The sequence below is a fragment of the Flavobacterium sp. CS20 genome (assembly GCF_018080005.1).
In the GTDB taxonomy this organism is placed as follows: Bacteria; Bacteroidota; Bacteroidia; order Flavobacteriales; family Flavobacteriaceae; genus Psychroflexus.
Genome location: NZ_CP073015.1, coordinates 1,776,035 through 1,797,571, shown reverse-complemented (window position 1 = coordinate 1,797,571; position 21,537 = coordinate 1,776,035). Strand labels below are relative to the sequence as shown.

The 21,537-nt window shown below is 33.0% G+C and carries 17 protein-coding genes and 4 pseudogenes; 17 read left to right on the top strand and 4 right to left on the bottom strand.

The features are described from left to right. Nucleotides 1-5: 5 nt before the first annotated feature. The 5 genes and pseudogenes from glmS (at nucleotide 6) to IGB25_RS08495 (ending at nucleotide 6,103) form a co-directional block, all read left to right on the top strand. Nucleotides 6-1,853 (top strand): annotated as a pseudogene (glmS, locus tag IGB25_RS08515) (glutamine--fructose-6-phosphate transaminase (isomerizing)). 109 nt (nucleotides 1,854-1,962) lie between these two features. Next, a complete protein-coding gene (gene atpD, locus IGB25_RS08510; protein ID WP_211064642.1) occupies nucleotides 1,963-3,474 on the top strand; it encodes a F0F1 ATP synthase subunit beta in 1,512 nt (503 codons plus the stop codon). A 69-nt stretch (nucleotides 3,475-3,543) separates the two neighbouring features. Continuing rightward, complete coding sequence (locus IGB25_RS08505) at nucleotides 3,544-3,819, top strand: F0F1 ATP synthase subunit epsilon (protein WP_211064641.1); 276 nt, start codon at nucleotides 3,544-3,546, stop codon at nucleotides 3,817-3,819. 109 nt (nucleotides 3,820-3,928) lie between these two features. Beyond that, on the top strand, nucleotides 3,929-5,401 hold the full coding sequence (locus IGB25_RS08500) for a DUF5687 family protein (RefSeq protein ID WP_211064640.1): 1,473 nt from the start codon (nucleotides 3,929-3,931) through the stop codon (nucleotides 5,399-5,401). A gap of 6 nt (nucleotides 5,402-5,407) precedes the next feature. Next, the gene (locus tag IGB25_RS08495; protein ID WP_211064639.1) at nucleotides 5,408-6,103 is read left to right on the top strand and encodes an ABC transporter ATP-binding protein; all 696 of its coding nucleotides are present in this window, start codon (nucleotides 5,408-5,410) and stop codon (nucleotides 6,101-6,103) included. Here IGB25_RS08495 and IGB25_RS08490 read toward each other — a convergent pair whose 3' ends face one another. Next, nucleotides 6,104-6,502 carry a nuclear transport factor 2 family protein gene (locus IGB25_RS08490; RefSeq protein ID WP_371815881.1) on the bottom strand — a complete coding sequence of 133 codons (399 nt, stop codon included), beginning with the start codon at nucleotides 6,500-6,502 and terminating at the stop codon, nucleotides 6,104-6,106. It lies immediately after the preceding gene. Nucleotides 6,503-6,986: 484 nt separating this feature from the next. Here IGB25_RS08490 and dgt point away from each other — a divergent pair. From dgt to IGB25_RS08475, 3 genes and pseudogenes are all read left to right on the top strand, one after another. Further along, a pseudogene (gene dgt / locus IGB25_RS08485) lies at nucleotides 6,987-8,325 on the top strand (dGTP triphosphohydrolase). Then, entirely contained in the window at nucleotides 8,322-9,026 is a 705-nt protein-coding gene (locus IGB25_RS08480; protein WP_211064638.1) for a geranylgeranylglyceryl/heptaprenylglyceryl phosphate synthase, read from the top strand. The pseudogene dgt and the gene IGB25_RS08480 overlap by 4 nt, the downstream one beginning before the upstream one ends. A gap of 106 nt (nucleotides 9,027-9,132) precedes the next feature. After that, nucleotides 9,133-10,257 carry an ATP-binding protein gene (locus IGB25_RS08475; protein ID WP_211064637.1) on the top strand — a complete coding sequence of 375 codons (1,125 nt, stop codon included), beginning with the start codon at nucleotides 9,133-9,135 and terminating at the stop codon, nucleotides 10,255-10,257. Nucleotides 10,258-10,297: 40 nt separating this feature from the next. Here IGB25_RS08475 and IGB25_RS08470 read toward each other — a convergent pair whose 3' ends face one another. Beyond that, entirely contained in the window at nucleotides 10,298-10,741 is a 444-nt protein-coding gene (locus IGB25_RS08470) for a nucleoside deaminase (protein ID WP_211064636.1), read from the bottom strand. A 38-nt stretch (nucleotides 10,742-10,779) separates the two neighbouring features. Between IGB25_RS08470 and IGB25_RS08465 the strand changes: the two genes are divergently transcribed. Next, nucleotides 10,780-12,540, top strand: a complete 1,761-nt coding sequence (locus IGB25_RS08465) for a 1-deoxy-D-xylulose-5-phosphate synthase (protein ID WP_211064635.1) — start codon at nucleotides 10,780-10,782, stop codon at nucleotides 12,538-12,540. A 73-nt stretch (nucleotides 12,541-12,613) separates the two neighbouring features. Here IGB25_RS08465 and mnmD read toward each other — a convergent pair whose 3' ends face one another. Further along, nucleotides 12,614-13,282, bottom strand: coding sequence for a tRNA (5-methylaminomethyl-2-thiouridine)(34)-methyltransferase MnmD (gene mnmD / locus IGB25_RS08460; protein WP_211064634.1), 669 nt, complete (start codon nucleotides 13,280-13,282; stop codon nucleotides 12,614-12,616). A 120-nt stretch (nucleotides 13,283-13,402) separates the two neighbouring features. Further along, on the bottom strand, nucleotides 13,403-13,915 hold the full coding sequence (locus IGB25_RS08455; RefSeq protein WP_211064633.1) for a DUF4920 domain-containing protein: 513 nt from the start codon (nucleotides 13,913-13,915) through the stop codon (nucleotides 13,403-13,405). Nucleotides 13,916-14,019: 104 nt separating this feature from the next. Between IGB25_RS08455 and IGB25_RS08450 the strand changes: the two are divergent. From IGB25_RS08450 to IGB25_RS08410, 8 genes and pseudogenes are all read left to right on the top strand, one after another. Beyond that, a pseudogene (locus IGB25_RS08450) lies at nucleotides 14,020-15,086 on the top strand (branched-chain amino acid aminotransferase). A gap of 827 nt (nucleotides 15,087-15,913) precedes the next feature. Then, the gene (locus IGB25_RS08445; RefSeq protein ID WP_211064632.1) at nucleotides 15,914-16,621 is read left to right on the top strand and encodes a sensor histidine kinase; all 708 of its coding nucleotides are present in this window, start codon (nucleotides 15,914-15,916) and stop codon (nucleotides 16,619-16,621) included. An 11-nt stretch (nucleotides 16,622-16,632) separates the two neighbouring features. Beyond that, nucleotides 16,633-17,394: a LytTR family DNA-binding domain-containing protein gene (locus IGB25_RS08440; protein ID WP_211064631.1), complete on the top strand. Its 762-nt coding sequence runs from the start codon at nucleotides 16,633-16,635 to the stop codon at nucleotides 17,392-17,394. Nucleotides 17,395-17,493: 99 nt separating this feature from the next. Next, complete coding sequence (locus tag IGB25_RS08435; RefSeq protein ID WP_211064630.1) at nucleotides 17,494-18,261, top strand: hypothetical protein; 768 nt, start codon at nucleotides 17,494-17,496, stop codon at nucleotides 18,259-18,261. A 358-nt stretch (nucleotides 18,262-18,619) separates the two neighbouring features. After that, nucleotides 18,620-18,880, top strand: coding sequence for a hypothetical protein (locus IGB25_RS08430; protein ID WP_211064629.1), 261 nt, complete (start codon nucleotides 18,620-18,622; stop codon nucleotides 18,878-18,880). Continuing rightward, a complete protein-coding gene (gene pnuC, locus IGB25_RS08425; RefSeq protein ID WP_211064628.1) occupies nucleotides 18,864-19,505 on the top strand; it encodes a nicotinamide riboside transporter PnuC in 642 nt (213 codons plus the stop codon). The genes IGB25_RS08430 and pnuC overlap by 17 nt, the downstream gene beginning before the upstream one ends. Further along, complete coding sequence (locus IGB25_RS08420) at nucleotides 19,460-20,035, top strand: AAA family ATPase (RefSeq protein ID WP_211064627.1); 576 nt, start codon at nucleotides 19,460-19,462, stop codon at nucleotides 20,033-20,035. Before pnuC ends, IGB25_RS08420 begins: the two co-directional genes overlap by 46 nt. Continuing rightward, nucleotides 20,016-21,535: pseudogene (locus IGB25_RS08410) on the top strand (DUF4301 family protein). The gene IGB25_RS08420 and the pseudogene IGB25_RS08410 overlap by 20 nt, the downstream one beginning before the upstream one ends. The last annotated feature ends 2 nt before the right edge of the window (nucleotides 21,536-21,537 follow it).

Here is a 21,537-nt window from a genome sequence, read left to right as displayed (position 1 = left end):
TTATTATGTGTGGAATTGTTGGATATATTGGACACCAAGATGCTTATGAGATTATACTAAAAGGTCTTCAACGACTTGAATATAGAGGCTATGATTCTGCTGGAATAGCTCTTTATGACGGTCAAAATTTAAACATTTGCAAAACCAAAGGAAAAGTTGCCGAACTAAATCTCAAATGCAAAAAAGAACACTTCAGTAAAGGTAAAGTCGGTATTGGTCACACAAGGTGGGCAACTCATGGAAAACCAAACGACCTTAACTCTCATCCTCATCTTTCAAACTCAGGTCGATTAGCTATCATTCATAATGGAATAATAGAAAATTATGATGCTATAAAAAAAGTATTAGAGAATAGAGGATACAATTTCAAATCAGAAACCGACACAGAAGTTTTAGTCAATCTTATTGAAGAAGTGATGACTAAAGAAGATGTCAAGTTAGGCAAAGCTGTTCAAATTGCTTTAAATCAGACTGTTGGTGCTTATGCAATAGCCGTTTTTGATAAAGAAAAACCAAACGAAATTGTGGTTGCTAGATTAGGAAGTCCTTTAGCTATTGGTGTAGGCGATGATGAATACTTTATTGCCTCTGATGCTTCGCCTTTTATAGAATACACAAAATCAGCCATTTATCTTGAAGACGGGTAAATGGGCGTGATAAGACTAGGCAGAGAACCCAAAATAAGAAAAATAAAAGATGACAAATTAGTTGACCCATATATTACTGAACTCAAAATGAGTTTAGACCAAATCGAAAAAAGTGGTTACGACCATTTTATGCTCAAAGAAATATACGAACAGCCCACAGCTATAAAAGACACCTTTAGAGGTCGAATGCAGGCAAAAAAAGGTTTTGTAAAAATGTCTGGTGTTGATGATTATTTAGAAAAATTTTTGAACGCTAACCGAATTATAATTGCAGCTTGTGGTACATCTTGGCATGCAGGTTTAGTCGCTGAATATATTTTTGAAGATATTGCAAGAATTCCTGTAGAAGTTGAATACGCATCAGAATTTAGATACCGAAATCCTGTTATCGATAAAAACGACATTTTGATAGCGATTTCTCAAAGTGGAGAAACTGCTGATACTATGGTCGCCATCAAATTGGCTAAAGAAAATGGTGCATTTGTTTTTGGGGTATGCAACGTTGTTGGGTCTTCTATTTCAAGAGAAACTCACGCTGGTGCATACACACATGCTGCTTCAGAAATTGGTGTAGCATCAACCAAAGCCTTTACAACACAAATCACAGTTTTAAGTTTAATAGCCCTTAAATTAGGCAAAGCCAAAGGAACTATTTCTAACTCTGATTTTCATTCATATCTAAATGAAATGGAATCTATCCCTGGTAAAATAGAAATAGCACTTAAACAAAACGATCACATCATAAAAGTAGCTGACAATTACAAACTTGCTAAAAATTGCCTCTATCTCGGTCGAGGTTATAATTTTCCCGTGGCTCTTGAAGGTGCTTTAAAATTAAAAGAAATCTCATATATACACGCCGAAGGTTATCCTGTCGCCGAAATGAAACACGGGCCAATTGCTTTGATAGACGAAGAAATGCCCGTTGTTGTTATAGCAACTCGAAAAGGTCACTACGATAAAGTGGTCAGCAATATTCAAGAAATTAAATCAAGAAAAGGGAAAATTATTGCTATCGTTACCGAAGGAGACAGCATTGTTAAAAATATGGCAGACCACGTCATTGAAGTGCCAGAAACTTTTGAAGCTTTTACACCTTTATTGACTACAATTCCTTTGCAATTACTTTCATATCACATCGCCGTGATGTTAGGAAAAAATGTTGACCAACCTAGAAATTTAGCCAAATCGGTTACCGTTGAATAGTTGAATTTTTATGGATTTGAAGTCTAAATTTATTTAAAAATTTTTCGATTTATTTTGACATAAAACCCCTATATTTGCAAACCAAAAATTTAAAATAAAACCATAGCTAATGTCTCAAACAAAAGGTAAGATTGCACAAATCATAGGTCCTGTGATTGATGTGGCTTTCGAAAACAGCAAAGATTTACCACAAATTTACGATTCTTTAGAAATTAAACGTAAAGATGGTTCCACACTTGTGCTAGAAGTTCAATCTCATATTGGTGATAATATCGTTAGATCTATCGCTATGGATACCGCAGATGGTCTTTCAAGAGGAACAGAAGTTATCGCTACAGGCAACCCAATTCAAATGCCTGTCAGTAAAGATATTTTTGGAAGACTGTTCAACGTTACTGGCGATGCTATCGATGGCATGGACAATCTACCTAAAGACGGCAAAAACGGCTTACCAATTCACCGCGATGCTCCTGATTTTGAAGACTTATCTGTGTCAACTGAAGTCTTGTTTACAGGAATTAAAGTTATTGACTTAATTGAACCTTATGCCAAAGGTGGTAAAGTAGGATTGTTTGGTGGTGCTGGTGTTGGTAAAACAGTTTTGATTCAAGAATTAATCAACAATATTGCCAAAGGTCACGGTGGTTTATCTGTATTTGCAGGTGTGGGAGAAAGAACACGTGAAGGAAATGACTTGCTCAGAGAGATGCTTGAGTCTGGTATTATTAAATATGGTGATGATTTTAATGAATCTATGGAAAACGGCGGTTGGGATTTATCCAAAGTTGACAAAGAAGCTTTGAAAGATTCAAAAGCTACTTTTGTATTTGGACAAATGAACGAACCACCAGGAGCTCGTGCTCGAGTAGCCTTATCAGGTTTGACCATTGCAGAATATTTTAGAGACGGTGCTGGTGATGGACAAGGTAAAGACGTCTTGTTTTTTGTTGACAATATTTTCCGTTTTACACAAGCGGGTTCTGAGGTATCGGCTTTGTTAGGTCGTATGCCATCTGCAGTGGGTTATCAACCTACTTTAGCAACTGAAATGGGTGCGATGCAAGAACGAATCACTTCGACAAAAAATGGTTCTATCACATCGGTTCAAGCGGTTTATGTGCCAGCGGATGACTTGACTGACCCTGCTCCAGCTACGACCTTCTCTCACTTAGATGCTACAACTGTTCTTTCTAGAAAAATTGCTGAACTCGGTATTTATCCTGCAGTTGATCCTTTAGATTCTACCTCCAGAATTTTAACCGCTGAAATATTAGGTGAAGAACACTACAAATGTGCTCAGCGTGTTAAAGAGTTGCTTCAACGTTACAAAGAATTGCAAGACATTATTGCCATTCTCGGTATGGAAGAATTATCTGAAGAAGATAAACTTGCCGTATCTCGTGCAAGACGTATACAGCGTTTCTTATCTCAACCTTTTCACGTGGCTGAACAATTTACTGGTATGCCAGGTGTTTTAGTTGACATAAAAGATACTATCAAAGGTTTTAATATGATTATGGATGGCGAATTAGATAAATATCCTGAATCAGCTTTCAACCTTAAAGGAACCATTGAAGATGCGATTGAAGCTGCTGAAAAAATGTTGGCTGAAGAAGACTAAAATTAGTCTGCAGTTTACAGTGAGCGATCATTAAATCACTGGAAACTAAAAACTGAAAACTGAAAAACTATGCATTTAGAAATCGTTACACCAGAACAAATTTTAATCAGTCAAGATGTTGATTCGGTTACTTTACCAGGAAAAACAGGTGAATTTCAAATTTTAAATCAACACGCTCCAATCATCTCGACTTTAGACAAAGGTTTAATTAAATTAGACAAAACAGTTGACATTAATGACAAAGTCAAATCATTTTTTGAAGAAACTAACGATAAATTAACTTTTGAAATCAAAGGTGGCGTTGTGGAATGCAAAGACAATAAAGTCATTGTTTTGGTAGATTAGCTTTATTCTTTATAACTTTTTTAAAAATCTGGTTCTGTTTAGAATCGGATTTTTTGTTTAAACTTGTAACAATTTTTATAAGCTTAATACTAACCAATAAATCATTTATATGTTTAAACGATTTGTGTCTCTTCAATGGAAGCAATTTAGAAGGTCTTCTTATTTTGAAGTCGCCATTGCCATAAAGATTTTAATGATTCTGGGGATTTTATACTTTGCTGGTATGGCTATATTAGCTGGAGTTGGAGGCTATTTTATACTTCAAAAGGTCATTCCAGAAGTTGATCCGCTTTTAACTTTAAATCAATATTTAATTTACTGGTTCTTATTTGATCTTGGGATTAGGTATTTTATCCAACAAATGCCCGTCATCAATATCAAACCTTTATTGATTATACCTATCAAACGTAAAAAAGTGGTTCAGTTTTTACTGGGCAAAACAATCCTTTCTTTTTTTAATATTTTGCCTTTATTATTTTTTATCCCTTTTAGTATAACTCTGATAGTCAAAGGTTACCATCCATTATACGTTACCGCTTGGTTTTTTGGGGTTTTAGCATTGATATTTCTCAATAATTTTACCGTTTATCTCATCAATAAAACCAACATCTATTTCTTTATAATCGTCGGTTTAGTCTTAGCATTTATAGGACTTCAACGCTACGAAATATTTGATATTACAGCTTATGCACAAATCTTTTTTTATGGCATGTATAGTCAACCGATTTGGATTTTATTACCTATTCTATTAATGGCTTTAGCGTTTTATGCTAATTATCAATACTATTTAAATCACTTTTACATTGACGGTGCTATTTCTAAAAAAGCCGAAAAAGTCAAAGCTTTAGACTTGAAATTTGTAGATAAATTTGGCAAGATTGCTCCTTTCTTAAAAAACGATATCAAACTCATTCTCAGAAATGCCAGACCTAAGCAAGTTTTACTGACGTCTTTTTTCTTTTTATTTTATGGCTTATTCTTTTTCACCATGGATGTTTACAAAGATCTGCCGGCTATGTTGGCCTTTGCGTCAATGTTTATAACAGGTGGTTTTTTATTAACATTCGGGCAGTTAGTGCCGTCTTGGGATAGCGAATACTACAAGTTAATGATGAGTCAGAATATTCCGTATCGAGAATATTTGAAATCAAAATTGGTTTTGATGATATTTGCCGTTGTGGTATCTACCATATTAAGTTTACCATATCTTTATTTTGGTTGGGATATATACAAATTAATTTTAGCTGGCGCCTCCTTTAATATTGGGTTAAATTCATTTATCACCTTATATGGCGGTGCTTTAAATCGCGTGCCTGTTGAACTCAACGTCAAGGCCAAAGCTTTTCAAAACACTAATGGTTTTAATGTTACGCAACTCTTAATTAGCTTACCTAAAATTTTAGCCCCAATCATCATTTTTTATATCCCATATAAATTTATCAGTTTTGATGCGGGTATTATCGCCTTGGTTTTAAGTGGTTTACTGGGATTAATTTTTCAAAATCAATTTTTAGACCTTATCGAAAAGCTTTATCAAAAACAGAAATATAAAACCATAGCAGCTTTTGATGAAAAAAAATAAAACACTATGATTAACATTTCAAATATCAGTAAATCTTACAACGGCGTAGAAGTTTTAAAAGTTGAGGAATTGAATATTCCCAAAGGACAAAACTTTGGGCTGGTTGGCAATAACGGTGCGGGCAAAACCACAATGTTTAGTTTATTGCTTGATTTAATCAAACCTACAACTGGTCAAATTACCAATGGCGATATTGTAGTGAGCCAAAGTGAAGATTGGAAACCTTATACTTCAGCTTTTATAGATGAAAGTTTTTTGATTGGCTATCTCACACCAGAAGAATACTTCTATTTCATCGGCGATTTAAGAGGCGTAGAAAAATCTGAAGTTGATGATTTGCTCGCTGGTTTTGAAGATTTCTTTCACGATGAAATATTGAATCAAAAAAAATATTTAAGAGATTTATCTAAAGGTAACCAGAAGAAAGTCGGCATTGTTGCGGCTTTAATTGGCAATCCTGAAGTGATTATTTTAGATGAACCTTTTGCCAACCTTGACCCGACAACACAAATCCGCTTAAAGAAAATACTCAGTGAATTGACCCAACAACAACAAACCACAGTGCTCATTTCAAGTCACGACTTAATGCACGTGACCGATGTTTGCAAACGCATAGTGGTTTTAGAAAAAGGAGAAGTGGTAAAAGACATCAAAACTGATGAAGCTACTTTAAAAGAGCTCGAGCAGTATTTTAGTCAGTAGTTATTTTTTTAAAATATCAATCAACTTTTCGTCAAACTCATCTTTCAAAGCTTTGACCTCATCAACATTGTCATTAGGAATAGTGATAGACAAAACATAATGCTTAATTTTCCATTCTCCATCTACCTGAACCAAAACCCCTGAACCTCTGCAAATACCCATTTGTGTATCGAGCAGTTCGTCAAACCAAGCTGTTTGTTTTGATTTACCAATATAAATATGGCGTTCTAATTTGTGAAACGTCCAAGCTTTACCTCGGTCAAAATAGGGTTTAGCAAAATCAATAAATGCTTGACCTTGCCAATATTCAGTGGCGTCGGTGCCAATAAAAACAGCATCTTCGGTCATTAGATTTTGATAGGTTTTTAAATCGGCTTCTGCGGCAGCTTTTGATGCCATTTACTAATTTTATAGTCAACTTTTAGCTTAATTTCTTCATTTTGAGCAAATAGTGTCTGTGAAAAAAACAGCACAACAACAATGGCAAAAGATTTTAAAGATTTCATATAAGTATTTTTTTCAAAATAATCAATTTCTAATAATTGGAAAGTTTATTTTCTAAGTTTTTAATCCTTTGCAGAAAGGTTGATAAAAAAAGAGTTAATAATACAAGTTTTTAAGTCAACTGTGAAAGTTATTTTAAATGTCTCTCGTACATACAGAATCTTTGAAAAACCTGCAAACAATTGTATCATCTACCGAATAAAAGCTCGTAAAAATCTTATTGAAATCATCAACTTTCGTGGCACGAAACAAACCTATTTAATAATCTATCCCTATTGCTCGGACTTGCAGTTCTTGATTATTATTAAAATCTATTTTCCAAATTTCAATACCCAAAACATCCATCAAAAACTGTATTTTAGCAATCTAAATAATTAAAATGTTAGATTGGGAACAGCTTTTATCGCTCAAACGTCAAGGCGATACCACAAAACGCTTACGCAAAGAACAAGACGATACCCGTTTAGGCTTTGAAGTAGATTATGACCGTGTGATTTTTTCTTCGGCTTTCCGCAGTTTGCAAGACAAAACACAGGTCATTCCATTATCTAAAACCGACTTTGTTCACACGCGATTGACACATAGTTTAGAAGTTTCTGTGGTTGGTCGCTCGCTGGGGCGTCAAGCAGGTAAAGCCATTATTAAAAAATACCCGCATTTACAAACAACTTTAGGTCATCATTTTAACGATTTTGGAGCTATTGTTGCTGTAGTCGCTTTAGCACACGATATTGGTAATCCACCTTTTGGGCATTCAGGCGAAAAAGCCATCGGTGCTTTTTTTGATCGTGGCAAAGGTCAACGCTTTAAATCTGAAATCTCTGATTGGGCTTACCAAGATTTGATAAAATTTGAAGGTAATGCCAACGGATTTAAGCTTTTGACCGATAGCAAACACGGTAGCTTTGGTGGCTTACGTTTGTCTTATGCTACTTTAGGAACGTTTACTAAATACCCAAGAGCCTCATTTCCTTTGGAGACTTCAAAACACGTCTCGCGTAAAAAATATGGCGTTTTTAAAGCTGAAAAGAAATTGTTTGATGAAGTTGCTGATGAATTAGGCTTGAAAGATGCTAAAAACGCTAACTTTATCAGACATCCTTTGGCTTATTTAGTAGAAGCAGCTGATGATATTTGTTACACGATTATCGATTTTGAAGACGGTATCAATCTCGGTTTAATTCCTGAAGAATTTGCTTTAGAATATCTTTCAAAATTAATCAATACACGTATCGATAAAGACAAATATTACAAATTGTCAACAACTAAAAATCGTGTGAGCTATTTAAAGATCTTTAGCTATTGGTCGATTGATTGAAGATGCAGTTAAAGCTTTTATCCAAAACGAAGAACGCATTAGAGCTGGTCAATTAGACAAACCTTTAATTGAACTTTTGCCCTACAAAGCACAAATTGAAGATATTATTCAAATCAGTGTTAACAACATCTATCAAAGTCAGGAAGTACTTGAAAAAGAAACTGTTGGCTACCGTGTAATTACTGAAATTTTAGAACATTTTAGCCAAGCAGTTGAAAACAGTAAAACCCACAGAGCTAATCATTTTGACAAAGTTATTATCAAAGCATTTTTAAAAGATTTTGAATTTGAAAATTTACAAACCGAAGAATGGTTGATAGAATTGTGTAGCCAAATTGCTTCTTTGAGCGATAGCAAAGCTTTAGAAATATATAAAAAATTGTCTGGACAAAATCTATGATTTCAGCAGTTGACATACTAAAAGACTTAAAATCTAAGCAAATAGCTAATCTTAAATCATTTGCTATTTTAATCGATCCCGATAAAACTGAAGTCAATACTATTTTAAAATTACTTCAAACTATTCCTGAATGCACTGATTATATCTTTGTTGGAGGCAGTCAAGTTGAAAGTGGAAAAACAGAAGAAGTTGTAAAAGAAATCAAAAAATTGAGTCCTTTACCTGTTGTTCTTTTTCCAGGAAATATCAATCAAATCACAAGATATGCCGATGCTTTGTTGTTTTTGAGTTTAATGTCTGGTAGCAATCCTGAATATTTGATACATCAACAAGTCAAATCGGTAAAACATTTAAGGCATACAAATCTTGAAATTATACCGACGGGATATATTTTGATAGATGGCGGAAAAACCTGCACAACCGAACGTATCACTAATACCAAAGCTATTTCTCAAGCTGATATTGATTTAATCGTAGATACTTGTCTTGTCGCACAATATACGGGCAAACGATTGATTTATCTTGAAGCTGGTAGTGGTGCTAACTTTCCAGTCAAGCCAGAAATTATAAGAGCTGTAAAGACAAAAGTCGAACTTCCTATAATCGTTGGTGGTGGCATCAAAACTGAAAAACAACGAGAAATGGCTTACAAAGCTGGAGCTGATGTTGTTGTTATGGGAACCGTTTTTGAAGATATTTAAACATAATTTCATAAAATATTATAATATTATGTGATTTAATTCATATAATATTATGTTTTTATGTGATTTTTGTTACTTTTGAATACATCTTTATTTTTAATTAAAAATGATAAAACGCACCATAGCAGAAAACATCAAGACTAAATTAAACCGAGGCAAGGCAATCATTATAGTTGGACCAAGGCAAGTAGGTAAAACGACACTGATAAAAGAATTGATTAGTCATGAGGATTTTTTGTTTTTTGATGGTGACGACCCTGCTACGAGAACGCTGTTAGATACGCCAAATACCGATCAAATAAGAAGTTTGCTTAAAAATAAAAAGATTGTATTTATAGATGAAGCTCAAAGAATAAACAATATAGGACTTACTGCGAAAATTATTATAGATCAATTTCAAGATGTTCAACTTTGGATAAGTGGCTCCTCTTCATTTTATATTTATGATGAATTTAATGAGTCGCTTACAGGTAGAAAATGGGAATACAAATTACTGCCTATAAGTTGGGAAGAATTTGAAGATCAAGTCGGCTATTTATCCGCAGAAAAACAACTTGAAGACAGGCTTGTTTATGGTATGTATCCTGATGTTTTAAATAACCAAGGAGAAGAAATTCAAATTCTTAAGGATTTAGTAAATAGTTATTTATATAAAGATATTCTGGCTTATGGAGGTGTTAAAAAACCTGAAGTCTTAGACAAACTGGTCAATGCTCTGGCACTTCAGGTTGGTAGTGAAGTCAATTACAACGAACTTAGTCAGCTGGTTGGTATAGACCGAAATACGGTTGAAAAATACATCTCTATTTTAGAAAAAGGATACGTGATATTTAAATTACCTAGCTTTAGCAGAAACCTTAGAAATGAAATTAAAAAAGGAAAGAAAATTTACTTTTATGATAATGGTGTTAGAAATGCTATAATTGGGAGTATGAACAAGGTTCAACTTAGAACTGATGTAGGTGCTTTGTGGGAAAACTTTCTTGTCGCTGAAAGAATAAAACAAATTGAATACAAAAATAGTTTAGCAAACTCTTATTTTTGGAGGACTACTCAACAACAGGAAATCGATTATATAGAGGAAATCAGTCAAGAGCTTCAAGCTTTCGAATTCAAATGGAACCCAGCTAAAAAAGCTAAAATTTCAAAAACTTTTATAAACAATTATAATACTAATACGTTTTTTGTAAACAGAAATAACTTTAGAGACTTTGTTGTTATGAAAAGTTAATAGGTAAAACTTCATAAAATATTATGTTTTATAAGGCTTATTACTCTCTCCTTTCAAAAAAGAATTTTTTCATCAAATGTGAAGCTTTTTGCTCTAAAATTCCTTTTTTAACTTCAGTTTTAGGATGAAGCTGGGTTTGCATAATCACAAAACCACGCTTGTGGTCACTAGCAGCGTAAACCAATTTCTTCAACTGACTCCAATACAACGCACCAGCACACATTTGGCAGGGTTCTAAGCTGACATATAAAGTGCATTGATTCAAATATTTACCGCCGAGATAATTGGTCGCTGAAGTGATGGCTTGCATTTCGGCATGAGCCGTAACATCGTTTAAAGTTTCGGTGAGGTTATGTGCTCTCGCTATGATGGTTTTGTCAATTGCAATTACTGCCCCAACTGGGACTTCTCCTTTTTCATAAGCTATTTCGGCTTCATCTAAAGCCTTTTGCATAAAATAAGTGTCATCAAATTCTGTTTTCATTGTCTAAAAATACAAAATCAAGCTATATCTTTGTTTAAATGAAAGAAGAGTATTTAAAAAATATCAATTCACCACAAGATCTTCGTCAACTTTCCCAAGACAATTTGAGTGATGTTGCAAAAGAATTAAGACAATTTATTATAGATATAGTCTCTAAGTATGGTGGTCATTTGGGAGCAAGTTTAGGAACCGTTGAATTGACCATTGCACTTCATTATGTGTTTAACACACCAGACGACCAATTGATTTGGGATGTCGGTCATCAAGCTTACGGTCATAAAATATTAACGGGTCGTCGGGATAAATTTCACACCAATAGACAGCTTGGTGGAATTTCAGGTTTTCCTTCTCGAGAAGAAAGTCCTTATGATGCATTTGGGGTTGGTCACAGTTCAACGTCAATTTCTGCGACTCTGGGAATGGCGATAGCATCTAAGCTCGAAGGTAACTTAAAAAGAGAGCACATTGCTGTGATTGGCGATGCATCTATTGCTTCTGGAATGGCTTTTGAAGGTCTAAATCATGCAGGCGTAACTTCTGCCAATTTTCTCGTTATTCTTAACGATAATGCCATTGGAATTGATCCAAGTGTTGGGGCATTAAAAAATTATCTAACCAAAGCTAAAATAGGCTATAAACCTAAGCAATCTAATATTATTGAAGCTTTAAATTTTACCTATGTTGAATCGATTGATGGTCATGATATATCTGCTTTGATCAAAGCTTTTAATGACCTAAAACAAATCAAAGGTCCGCGATTTCTACATGTCATGACCAAAAAAGGAAAAGGTTTAAAATCAGCAGAAATTGAGCAAGTTAAATATCATGCCCCTGGTAGATTTGATAAAATCACAGGAAAAACGTTCAACATAGCTTCTGAAGACAATCGAATAAAATATCAAGATGTCTTTGGCAAAACGCTTCTGTATTTGGCTGAACAAGATGAAAAAATTATTGGAGTTACACCAGCCATGCCTACTGGAAGTTCATTAAAATACATGATGGCAGCTTTTCCAAAACGTGCTTTTGATGTTGGAATTGCCGAGCAACACGCGGTTACTTTTTCTGCTGGTATGGCTACAAGAGGTTTTAAAGTGTTTTGCACAATATATTCCACTTTTCTTCAAAGAGCTTATGACCAATTGATACACGATGTGGCTCTACAAAACCTGCCAGTTGTTTTTTGTGTAGATAGAGCAGGTATAGTTGGAAATGATGGAGCTACACACCACGGTGTGTTTGATATAGGTTTTTTAAAAGGCATTCCCAACTTAATTATTGCTTCGCCTTCTTGTGCTGAAGACATAAAAAATTTGCTATATACTGCTAGTTTAGGATTAAAAAACCCCATAATTATAAGATATCCAAGAGGCAAAAGTGATGTAGAGCAATTAGATATGAAGTTTCAAACTGTCTCAATAGGCAAAGCCAAAAGCATCAAAGTAGGAGAAAATATCGCTATTTTAAGTTTAGGGAAAATGCGTTGGTTGGCTGAAAAAGCTATAAAAAAATCAAATAAAAATATCGGTTTATACGATATGAGATTTGTAAAACCTTTAGATACTGATACTTTAGACGAAATAGCAAAAGATTATAAAAAAATCATCACACTTGAAGATGGCGTTGTAATAGGCGGTTTTGGTGAATCTATTCAAGCATATTTAGCAATACATCATCCTGATATTGAAGTCAAAACTATGGGTTTGCCAGACAAATTTATTTCACACGGCAACACCGATGAATTGTTTGAAAAATACGGTTTAGGCCTTGATGATATATTGAAAGTTATAGAAGCTTAAACTTTGCGACTTGGCATCTTTGCAAGAGATTTAACGGCTTTAAATTTATAGATATCAATCCTAAACCTTAAACCTAAAATTTTGTAGCTCTTAACATCTCACGTTTACCAGGTATTCCAGCGATTTTTTCAACTTGAAAACCAATGTTTTGTAAATCTCGTTTCACACTTCCTTTACAAGAATACGTTACCCAAACTCCATTTTCAGACATCATATTATAACAATTTTGTAAAATGGGTTTTGTCCAAAGTTTTGGTTGAATTCTCGGACCAAAAGCATCAAAAAATATAACATCATATTTACCATCAGTTTTAAAATTTTCAAAATCGGTTTTAATTTTTTTAAGTTGAAAATAATCATGAATTTTAACTGATTTTTCCCACTCAATAGAATGTAAATAATTGAATTCTGATGGGTTTAATTTTAAAATTTCAGCGTAATTAACACTATTGATTTCGGATTGATTTAGTGGAAATTTCTCAATGCTATGGTAGGTTAAATTTACTTGATTTGCGTTGGCATAAATCAAACATAGAAAAGCATTGAGTCCTGTGCCAAAGCCAAATTCCAATAAGGTTAAATTTGTAGCTTTATCTCTTTTGCATCTAAAATCTAAACCAGATTTGATGTAAACGTGTTGAGCTTCTTGTATAGCACCGTGTTTGGAATGATAACTCTCATTCCATTCAGGAAAGTAAATGGTTTTAGAACCATCAGCGGTGGTGATGATTTGTTTTTTCAATTTAGAAATATCAAGTTAAAATATAACTTCAATGACAAACGCATAATGACTTTGAACCAGAAACAAACAAGTCAAAGATCCCGAGAGCTTAAGCGATTCCAGAAAACCAGAAACCAGAAACTATTGCAAATAAACTCCATCAGCTTCAAAACTGTAGCTTAGTTCAGGCTCAGTGATGGCTACAATGTCTTCTTTAGACTTGCCTGCATCTTTGGCGTAGTGTTTTAAATCTTCTACAGAAGTCTCTTGCACAAAGGCTTTGCCATGAACAATAGCCGTTTGATTTTCTATATCTTTTGGAACAAAAAAACCATAATCTTTAAACCGGACAAAGGTTTCTTGCCCATCAGGTAATTCTAATCTCATCCAGCAACCTTTCTTTTTACAAACAGAATTGACTTTAGAAGCAAAAGTGATTTCTATAGTATCACCAACTTTCATTTGGTTATAGGTACTCAATATTTTTTGAGATTCAATCTGATTTGAAATGTCAAATTTCTCTCCAAAAAACTTTTGATCAGCAGTTTTTGTAAGCTCTTTTTTTTGCTTCTCAACTAACTGATCAGTTTGTTTTTGAGCATCTTTACAAGAAACAAATATTAAAAAAAATAGGCTTATTATTGAATATTTCATAATTTTAATGTATTTTGAGGGCTTAATTATAAGATAAATTTAATATATGAGCAAATAAAAAACTGATTGAAAACAATTATATTTGCGAATACAAAAATAAACAAATGGAAACAAAAGTCGCACTTTTAGACATCAAAAAAAATTCACAATCAAAAATTAACGAAGTCAATTTTAACAATTTACCTTTTGGTAAAGTTTATTCAGATCATATGATGTATTGCGACTTTGTTGACGGTAAGTGGCAACGTCCTCAAATTGTGCCTTACGGTCCGATGGAATTTGAACCATCATCTAAAGCTTTTCACTATGGTCAAGCAGTGTTTGAAGGGATGAAAGCTTTTAAAGATGACAATGATCAAGTGTGGTTGTTTAGACCAGAGCGAAATTTTGAACGCATCAATAAATCGTCTAAACGGTTGGCTATTCCTGAGTTTCCAAAAGAATATTTTTTTGAAAGTTTAAAAACTCTTCTCAAACTTGATTCTGATTGGATAAAAAAAGGTCAAGGTAATTCGCTTTATATTCGTCCATTTGTGATTGCCACAGAAAATGGTGTAGTCGCAGACCGTCAGACAGTTATAGATTTATGATTATTACTTGTCCAGCTCAAGCTTATTACAATGAACCTGTAAAAGTTTTGTTTGCTGAAGAATTTAGCCGAGTCGCTGATGGCGGTGTAGGTTTTGCTAAAGTCGCGGGTAATTATGGAGCTCAATTTTATCCCACTAACTTAGCCAAAGAAAAAGGCTATCAGCAAATTATATGGACTGACGCTAACACTCACCAATACTTAGAAGAAGCTGGAACGATGAATATTTTCTTCCGCATAAATGACAAGCTTCTTACAGCTCCAATTAGCGATAGAATTCTAAATGGTGTAACTAGAAATAGTATCATTCAGTTGGCTAAAGATAATGGAATAGAAGTTGAAGTTGAACCAGTAGAAGTTAAACGAATTGTGGAAGCTTCTGAAAATGGAGAGTTAAAAGAGATATTTGGTGCTGGAACTGCGGCAACTGTTGCTCAAGTTACGGGCTTTGAGTATCAAAACAAATACCATGATATCCCAAATATTGATGAGCCTTACAGTTTGTTCTTTAAATCTAAATTACAAGATATTCAGTATAACAGAACTGAAGATCCGTACGGTTGGAGATTTGCTATTGATTAAAAATTAATTTCAATGAAAATATTTGACGGAAATTCTATTTCTACTTGTCTTAAACGTTGAATTGAGATGTGGCTTAAATTTAAACTCTGAAAATTTATCGCAATAATTGGCACGACATCTTAAAATAACGCGAGTTCGATTTATTGAAATCTGTAAATCAGATGATTACATATTTTTGTTAGCAAATTTTGTCATTCCGAACGAAGAATGAAGAGAAATCTCATCCTACTGAGATGTCTCGTCGCTCATGCTCGCTCTATCGACATGACAAATGATTAAAAATCTGTATTTTATATAAATATATTTTATTGGAATTTATATCAAACTCACGTTAAAATAGTTTTCAATTGATCATTAAGATTTAAAGCTGATATTTCAGTATTATGAGTTGTTGCTGAATAAGCTTTAGTTACAAAGTATGACACTTAAACTTGAATTATATCCAGTTCAAGTTAAGATAAATCTATTCAAATCTTAAAAATTCATACTTTTGAATAAAAAGGAAAAGGAAAAGAGGAATGTTGACCAAAAAACAATGGCTTTATGTGAGCATATCTTCATGGCTTATAGCCAGCCTTTTTAATGTTTCAAAACTTATTATAAGCTTAAGTCCTCAACGGATAAACCGCTTTCAGTTTAATTCTTTATACGAATTTTGGTATCAATATGTTACTCATATTTTGTTTTGTTTAGTTGTTTTTTTAGTCAATTTCTATGGTTACAATAGAAATATATTTAAACTAAAAACTTCAACATGGTCTTTGATACTTTTCAATTTTATTTTACTTTTTATCATTGTTATATTCAATTATAAAGCTCACATTGAAATGTTTGAAAACACAAAAAAAATCATCATTGCGTTTGGTTATATTGCCAGATATGGATTGTCTATGGCTTTAATCTTGTTAGTTTTCAAAATTTTAATGCTCAATGAAGAAACTCAAAACCATCAAAAGCACATTCACAAATTAGAGTTGGAAACCAAAAACGCACAACATCAACAGTTAAAAAATCAAATCAATCCGCATTTCTTTTTCAATACTCTCAACAGTTTGTCTTCAATCGTAGCAGAAAATCCTGACAAAGCCACAGATTACATAAGCTATATGTCTAAAATATTCAGGCAAAGTTTGGCAGATCAACCTGATTTGGTAAAATTGAAAGACGATATCGAATTTGTAGAGGCTTTTATCAAACTACAAAAATTAAGATATGGACAGGCTTTTGACGTCAATTTTAAATTAAATATACAGGTATATAATAAAAAGGTACTCAGCATGGGTTTACAAACGTCGCTTGAAAATGCTTTAAAACACAATATAATTAGAAAAGACAAACCACTAATCATTAATATTTTTGATAAAGACCATTATGTTTGGGTTGCACATGAACTTCAAATGAAGCAAAACCCTGTACAAGGTGAAAATTTTGGCTTGAGTAGCCTTCAAAAAAGAGCTCAATGGTCTCAACAAATGAGTGTGATTATTCAAAAAGAAAACAATATATTTTCTGTTGGACTTCCTTTAAGTCTTTAAAGTTCAAAATTATGAATATACTGATCATAGAAGACGAAAATGCCAGTGCAAAACTCTTGAGCCAAACCATAAAAACAGTTGACCCAAGCGTAAAAATTATCGGGGTTTTTGAAGATAAGTCTGAAACGCTAAGGGTTTTAAAAAAACACTCTGCTGTTGATGCTATATTTTCAGATATTCAATTGGCCGATGATTTAAGTTTCTCAATTTTAAAAGAAATCGACCCTAAAATCCCTATAGTATTTGTTACAGCCTATAACCATTATGCACTTGAGGCGTTTAAGCATCATGGCATAGATTATGTTTTAAAACCGTTTTCTAGAGATGATATAACGCAAGCTTTAAATAAACTAAAAACTTATAAAAAAGGACAAACCATAGCTCAAAATAAAAAAGTATATCATCTGTTTGAGGAAATAAAAAAATCTCAATCATATAAAAAGACTTTTTTAGTGAGTTTTCAAGATCGTTTATTACCGATTAGCAGTAGTGATATTGCCTTTTTTTATACCGCTGAAGATGGTGTTTATCTTACTATTACTAGTGCAAAATCATATAGATGGCATGAAAGTTTAGAGCAACTAGAAAAACAACTTGACTCCGATGATTTTTATAGAGCCAACCGTCAATTCATTATCAATAGGAAATATATTGAAGATATTCGTCATTATTTTAATGGTCGTTTGAAAATTAAAATGAAAGTGCAAAGTCAAGATAATATTATTGTGAGCAAAGCTAAAGCATCAGACTTTAAAAATTGGCTGAGTCAATAATATGTCAGTTTGAATGCTAAAAACTTCCATTTCATAAGAAATTAAAAATTTAAAAAAAAATATCAACTTATCTTTGTTTAAACTTAAAAATTTATAACTATGAAAACGACAAACAAATTTTTAATCAAATTCGTTTTGATTTTTACCTTGAGCAGTCTTGTTATGACAAGTTGCTCAGATGATGACACATCAAGTGCTGTTGAGTCTTCTGTATCCGATGAAGAAGTTCAAGAAATTTTAAAATCTTCATTAGTAGATGAAGGTGGCATCATAGCTGATGTACAAACATCATCCACTAGCTTAAACAGTGATACTGCAGGTAAATCAGCAACTGAAGAAACAATGGATTTAAGTACATTGAATTGTAACCAATCCGTATCTGAAAGCTTTCAAAGTTCTGATACAGCTGGCAACAGGACTTGGTCTATCCAAACCAATTGGGGTTGGACTTTAAATTGCGATTCCCAAAACAATGCAGTGAGTTATAGCTTAGAAGGCAGTGGTAGTTTAGAATTTGAGGGTCCTAATTTGTCTAAATCCATTTTGAGAACATACCAATTTCTTATCACAGGTCTTGAACCAACTTCAACCGAATGGGTTTACAATGCCAATCATACCAGAGAAGGACATTTCCAATCTAATGTTGGTAACCAAAATAGCATGGACATTTTGTTGACTTATGGATCAGATGATATTGTAGTATCTAAATCAACACAACAAATTTTATCTGGAACTTTTGAAGTTGATTTTTCTGCAACATTACCCAACGGAAATATTGTTAACAGAGGAGCAACTATAGTGTTTAACGGTAGTCAAACCGCAACAATAACTTTAGATAATGGTGAAAGTTTTGAGGTGAATTGGTAGGTCAAAATTAATAGATTACAATAGAAAAAAGCTCGTCAATTAAGGCGAGCTTTTTTTTTGGCTAATTCGGTTAAACATCATTTTTTGTTGTTTTAAACTTTTTACATTTTTAAGTTCATGGTCAACCACCATCAATTTTGATTTTTCCTGTAATGCTCAAGACTTTATATTTTCCTTTGGCATTTAACAGGAAACAAATAATTAAATGTTTCATATTAAAGTGTTTACAGGTTTAAATCTACTTAATTCTATAAAATAGAGTGCAAAATCCCTTTATAGTTGCGTGAATATAAAATTTATTTTGAAATATAATAGTGCTCAAAACCTTTAAAATATTATATTTTTGAATAAAAAAACTATGGATATTTCAGTCGAGTTGACCTTTTCGCCACTTCAAGATGATTTTGAACAACCTATAATAAATTTAATCACAGCCTTGAGAAACAGCGGTTTACACATTAAAGAAAATCCGTTAAGCACTCAAGTTTATGGAAATTACCATGCCGTGATGAAAGTTTTAAATACAGAAATTGAAACCGCTTTAGAAGCCGTTAAACACGGTGTTTTATACATCAAAATTGTAAAATCCAATCGAAAAGACTATGAGCCCGATTTTTGAATGGTTTTTTCAACAATACGAAAACACACCGCAACACTTAGTTATTCTCGAAATTATTGGTAGTCTGTTTGGTTTGATGAGTGTTTGGTTTTCTAAACAAGACAACATCTTAGTTTTTCCTACTGGTATTATCAGCACAGCTATTTTTGTTTATATTCTATTGGTATATGGTCTGCTTGGCGATATGATGATTAATGCCTATTACTTTATAATGAGTATTTATGGTTGGTATATTTGGACTCAAAAAGTTGATGAAAACCATTTTATTCCCATCACTAAAATAGAAACTAAACAAGAGTATAAAATCTCGACTATTATATTTGTTGCAACGCTAATTTTTGTCGCCATAATTTATAGCATATTTGATAAATGGAATTCTTGGACAGCTTATGTTGATACCATAACAACAGCTATTTTCTTCTTAGGAATGTGGCTTATGGCAAAGAAAAAACTTGAAAACTGGCAACTGTGGATTTTAGGTGATATCATTTCAATACCTTTGTATTTGTATAAAGGCTTAGTGTTTTCAGCATTTCAATATGTCATTTTTACGATAATAGCAATTTACGGTTACAACGCATGGAAAAAACAACTCAACAAACCCAAAACCAACTTATTAAAGTAGTGTTTTACTACCCAGAATCTACCGGAAAAACAACCATAGCTAAAACTTTAGCTGAGCAATACAACACCCAATGGGTACCAGAATTTGCAAGAGATTATCTTCAAAATAAATACGACAAAACCGGTAAAGCCTGTGAAGCTTCGGATATTATGCCAATTGCTGAAGGACAAATTGCTTTAGAAAATCAATTAGCCGAAATATCAAATCAATATTTATTTTGCGATACTAATCTTTTAGAAACCTATGTTTATGCACGAGTGTATTTTCCAAATGAAGATTTTTCTAAATTAAAATCTATTGCTTTGAGTCACGACTACGATTATTACTTTTTGACAGATATTGACACACCTTGGGAAGCCGATGATTTAAGGGATAAACCTAACGAAAGGCAAGAGATGTTTGAGATTTTTAAAAACTATCTTGTCAAATATGATAAAAATTTTTATATTTTGAGTGGCGATTTAAGTAAACGACTTTCAGAAGTGAAAAAAATACTACAAACCAATAATTATGCAACTATCTCCAAGTGACAAAAAGCAACTTGAAAGCAAAGGAATTTCAGAAGCGGAGTTGTCTAACCAGCTTAAAACCTTTGAAATAGGTATCCCATTTGTAAAAATTCTAGATTATGCCCAACTTGGTAAAGGCATCAAAAAATTGAGTGATGAAGACAAGAAACATTACAAAAATACCTATGAAACTTCACAAGTTGAGGTGGTTAAATTTATACCAGCCAGTGGAGCAGATCAAGAATGTTTCGCCTTTTGCATCAATTTCTTAATGAAGTTGAAATTAAAGACAAAGAAATAAAAAGTCTTTTAAAAACTGAAGATTTTATTTCGCTTAAACCATTGGTAGAAAAAATAGAACAACTCGCGTTTTACCAAGAAGCTCTAAGCTCAGCCAAACAGACTTACCAAAACTTTGAAGATTTCACTCAAATTGAACAAGCCGTATTAATTCTGAAAACTTCTTTATCAGAAAAAGGATTGAACTTAAATACCTTACCTAAAGGCTTAATTCCTTTTCACAACTATGGGGATAAAATTTTCACGCCTTTTGAAGAACATCTCGAAGAAGCCAAATCTTATGCAACTAAAAATGATATAGCTCAGTTGCACTTTACCATTTCTCAAGAGCATGAAAATGATTTTAAAGCAACCTTAAAACAATATTTAAAATCTCATAATCAAGAAGATATTGATTTTAAAGTCAGTTTTTCATACCAAAAACCTTCAACCGATACTGTAGCGGTTAATTTAGATAATTCGCCTTATAGAGACAGAAACAATCAACTTTTTTTCAGACCTGGCGGACACGGTGCATTAATTCACAACCTAAATGCAATAGATGTGGATTTAATTTTTATAAAAAACATCGATAACATATCCAAAAGACAAGTAGATAAAAAGATTACGGCAGAAACCAAAAAAATTTTAGCAGGGGTTTTATTGAATTTGCAAAACAAAATATTTGGTTTTCAAAAGACTTTAGAGCAAAACCCAACCGCTGAATCAATTGAAGAAGTTCAAAAATTTGCTAAAGAAAATCTAAATATAAAAACACCTTCTAATAAGATTAGCGAACTTTTAAAACAATTACACAAACCTATAAGAGTTTGTGGCATGGTAAAAAATGACGGTGATCCAGGCGGTGGACCATTTTGGGTCAAAGATGATAAAGGCGGGCAATCTCTCCAAATTGTAGAAACTTCTCAAGTTGATTCAACCGATAAAGAACAGCAACAAATTTTAAAAGAAGCTACACATTTCAATCCTGTTGATATTGTTTGTGGCGTAAAAGATTATAAAGGTCAAAAATTTGATTTAATGGAATTTGTGAATGCCAAACGCGGTTTTATTTGTCAAAAATCTGTTGAAGGTCAAGATATTAAAGCACTTGAGCTACCTGGACTTTGGAATGGCGGTATGGCATATTGGCACAGTATTTTTGTAGAAGTGCCATTGTCCACTTTTAACCCAGTAAAAACGGTAATTGATTTACTAAAACCAGCACATCAAGAAGATTGATT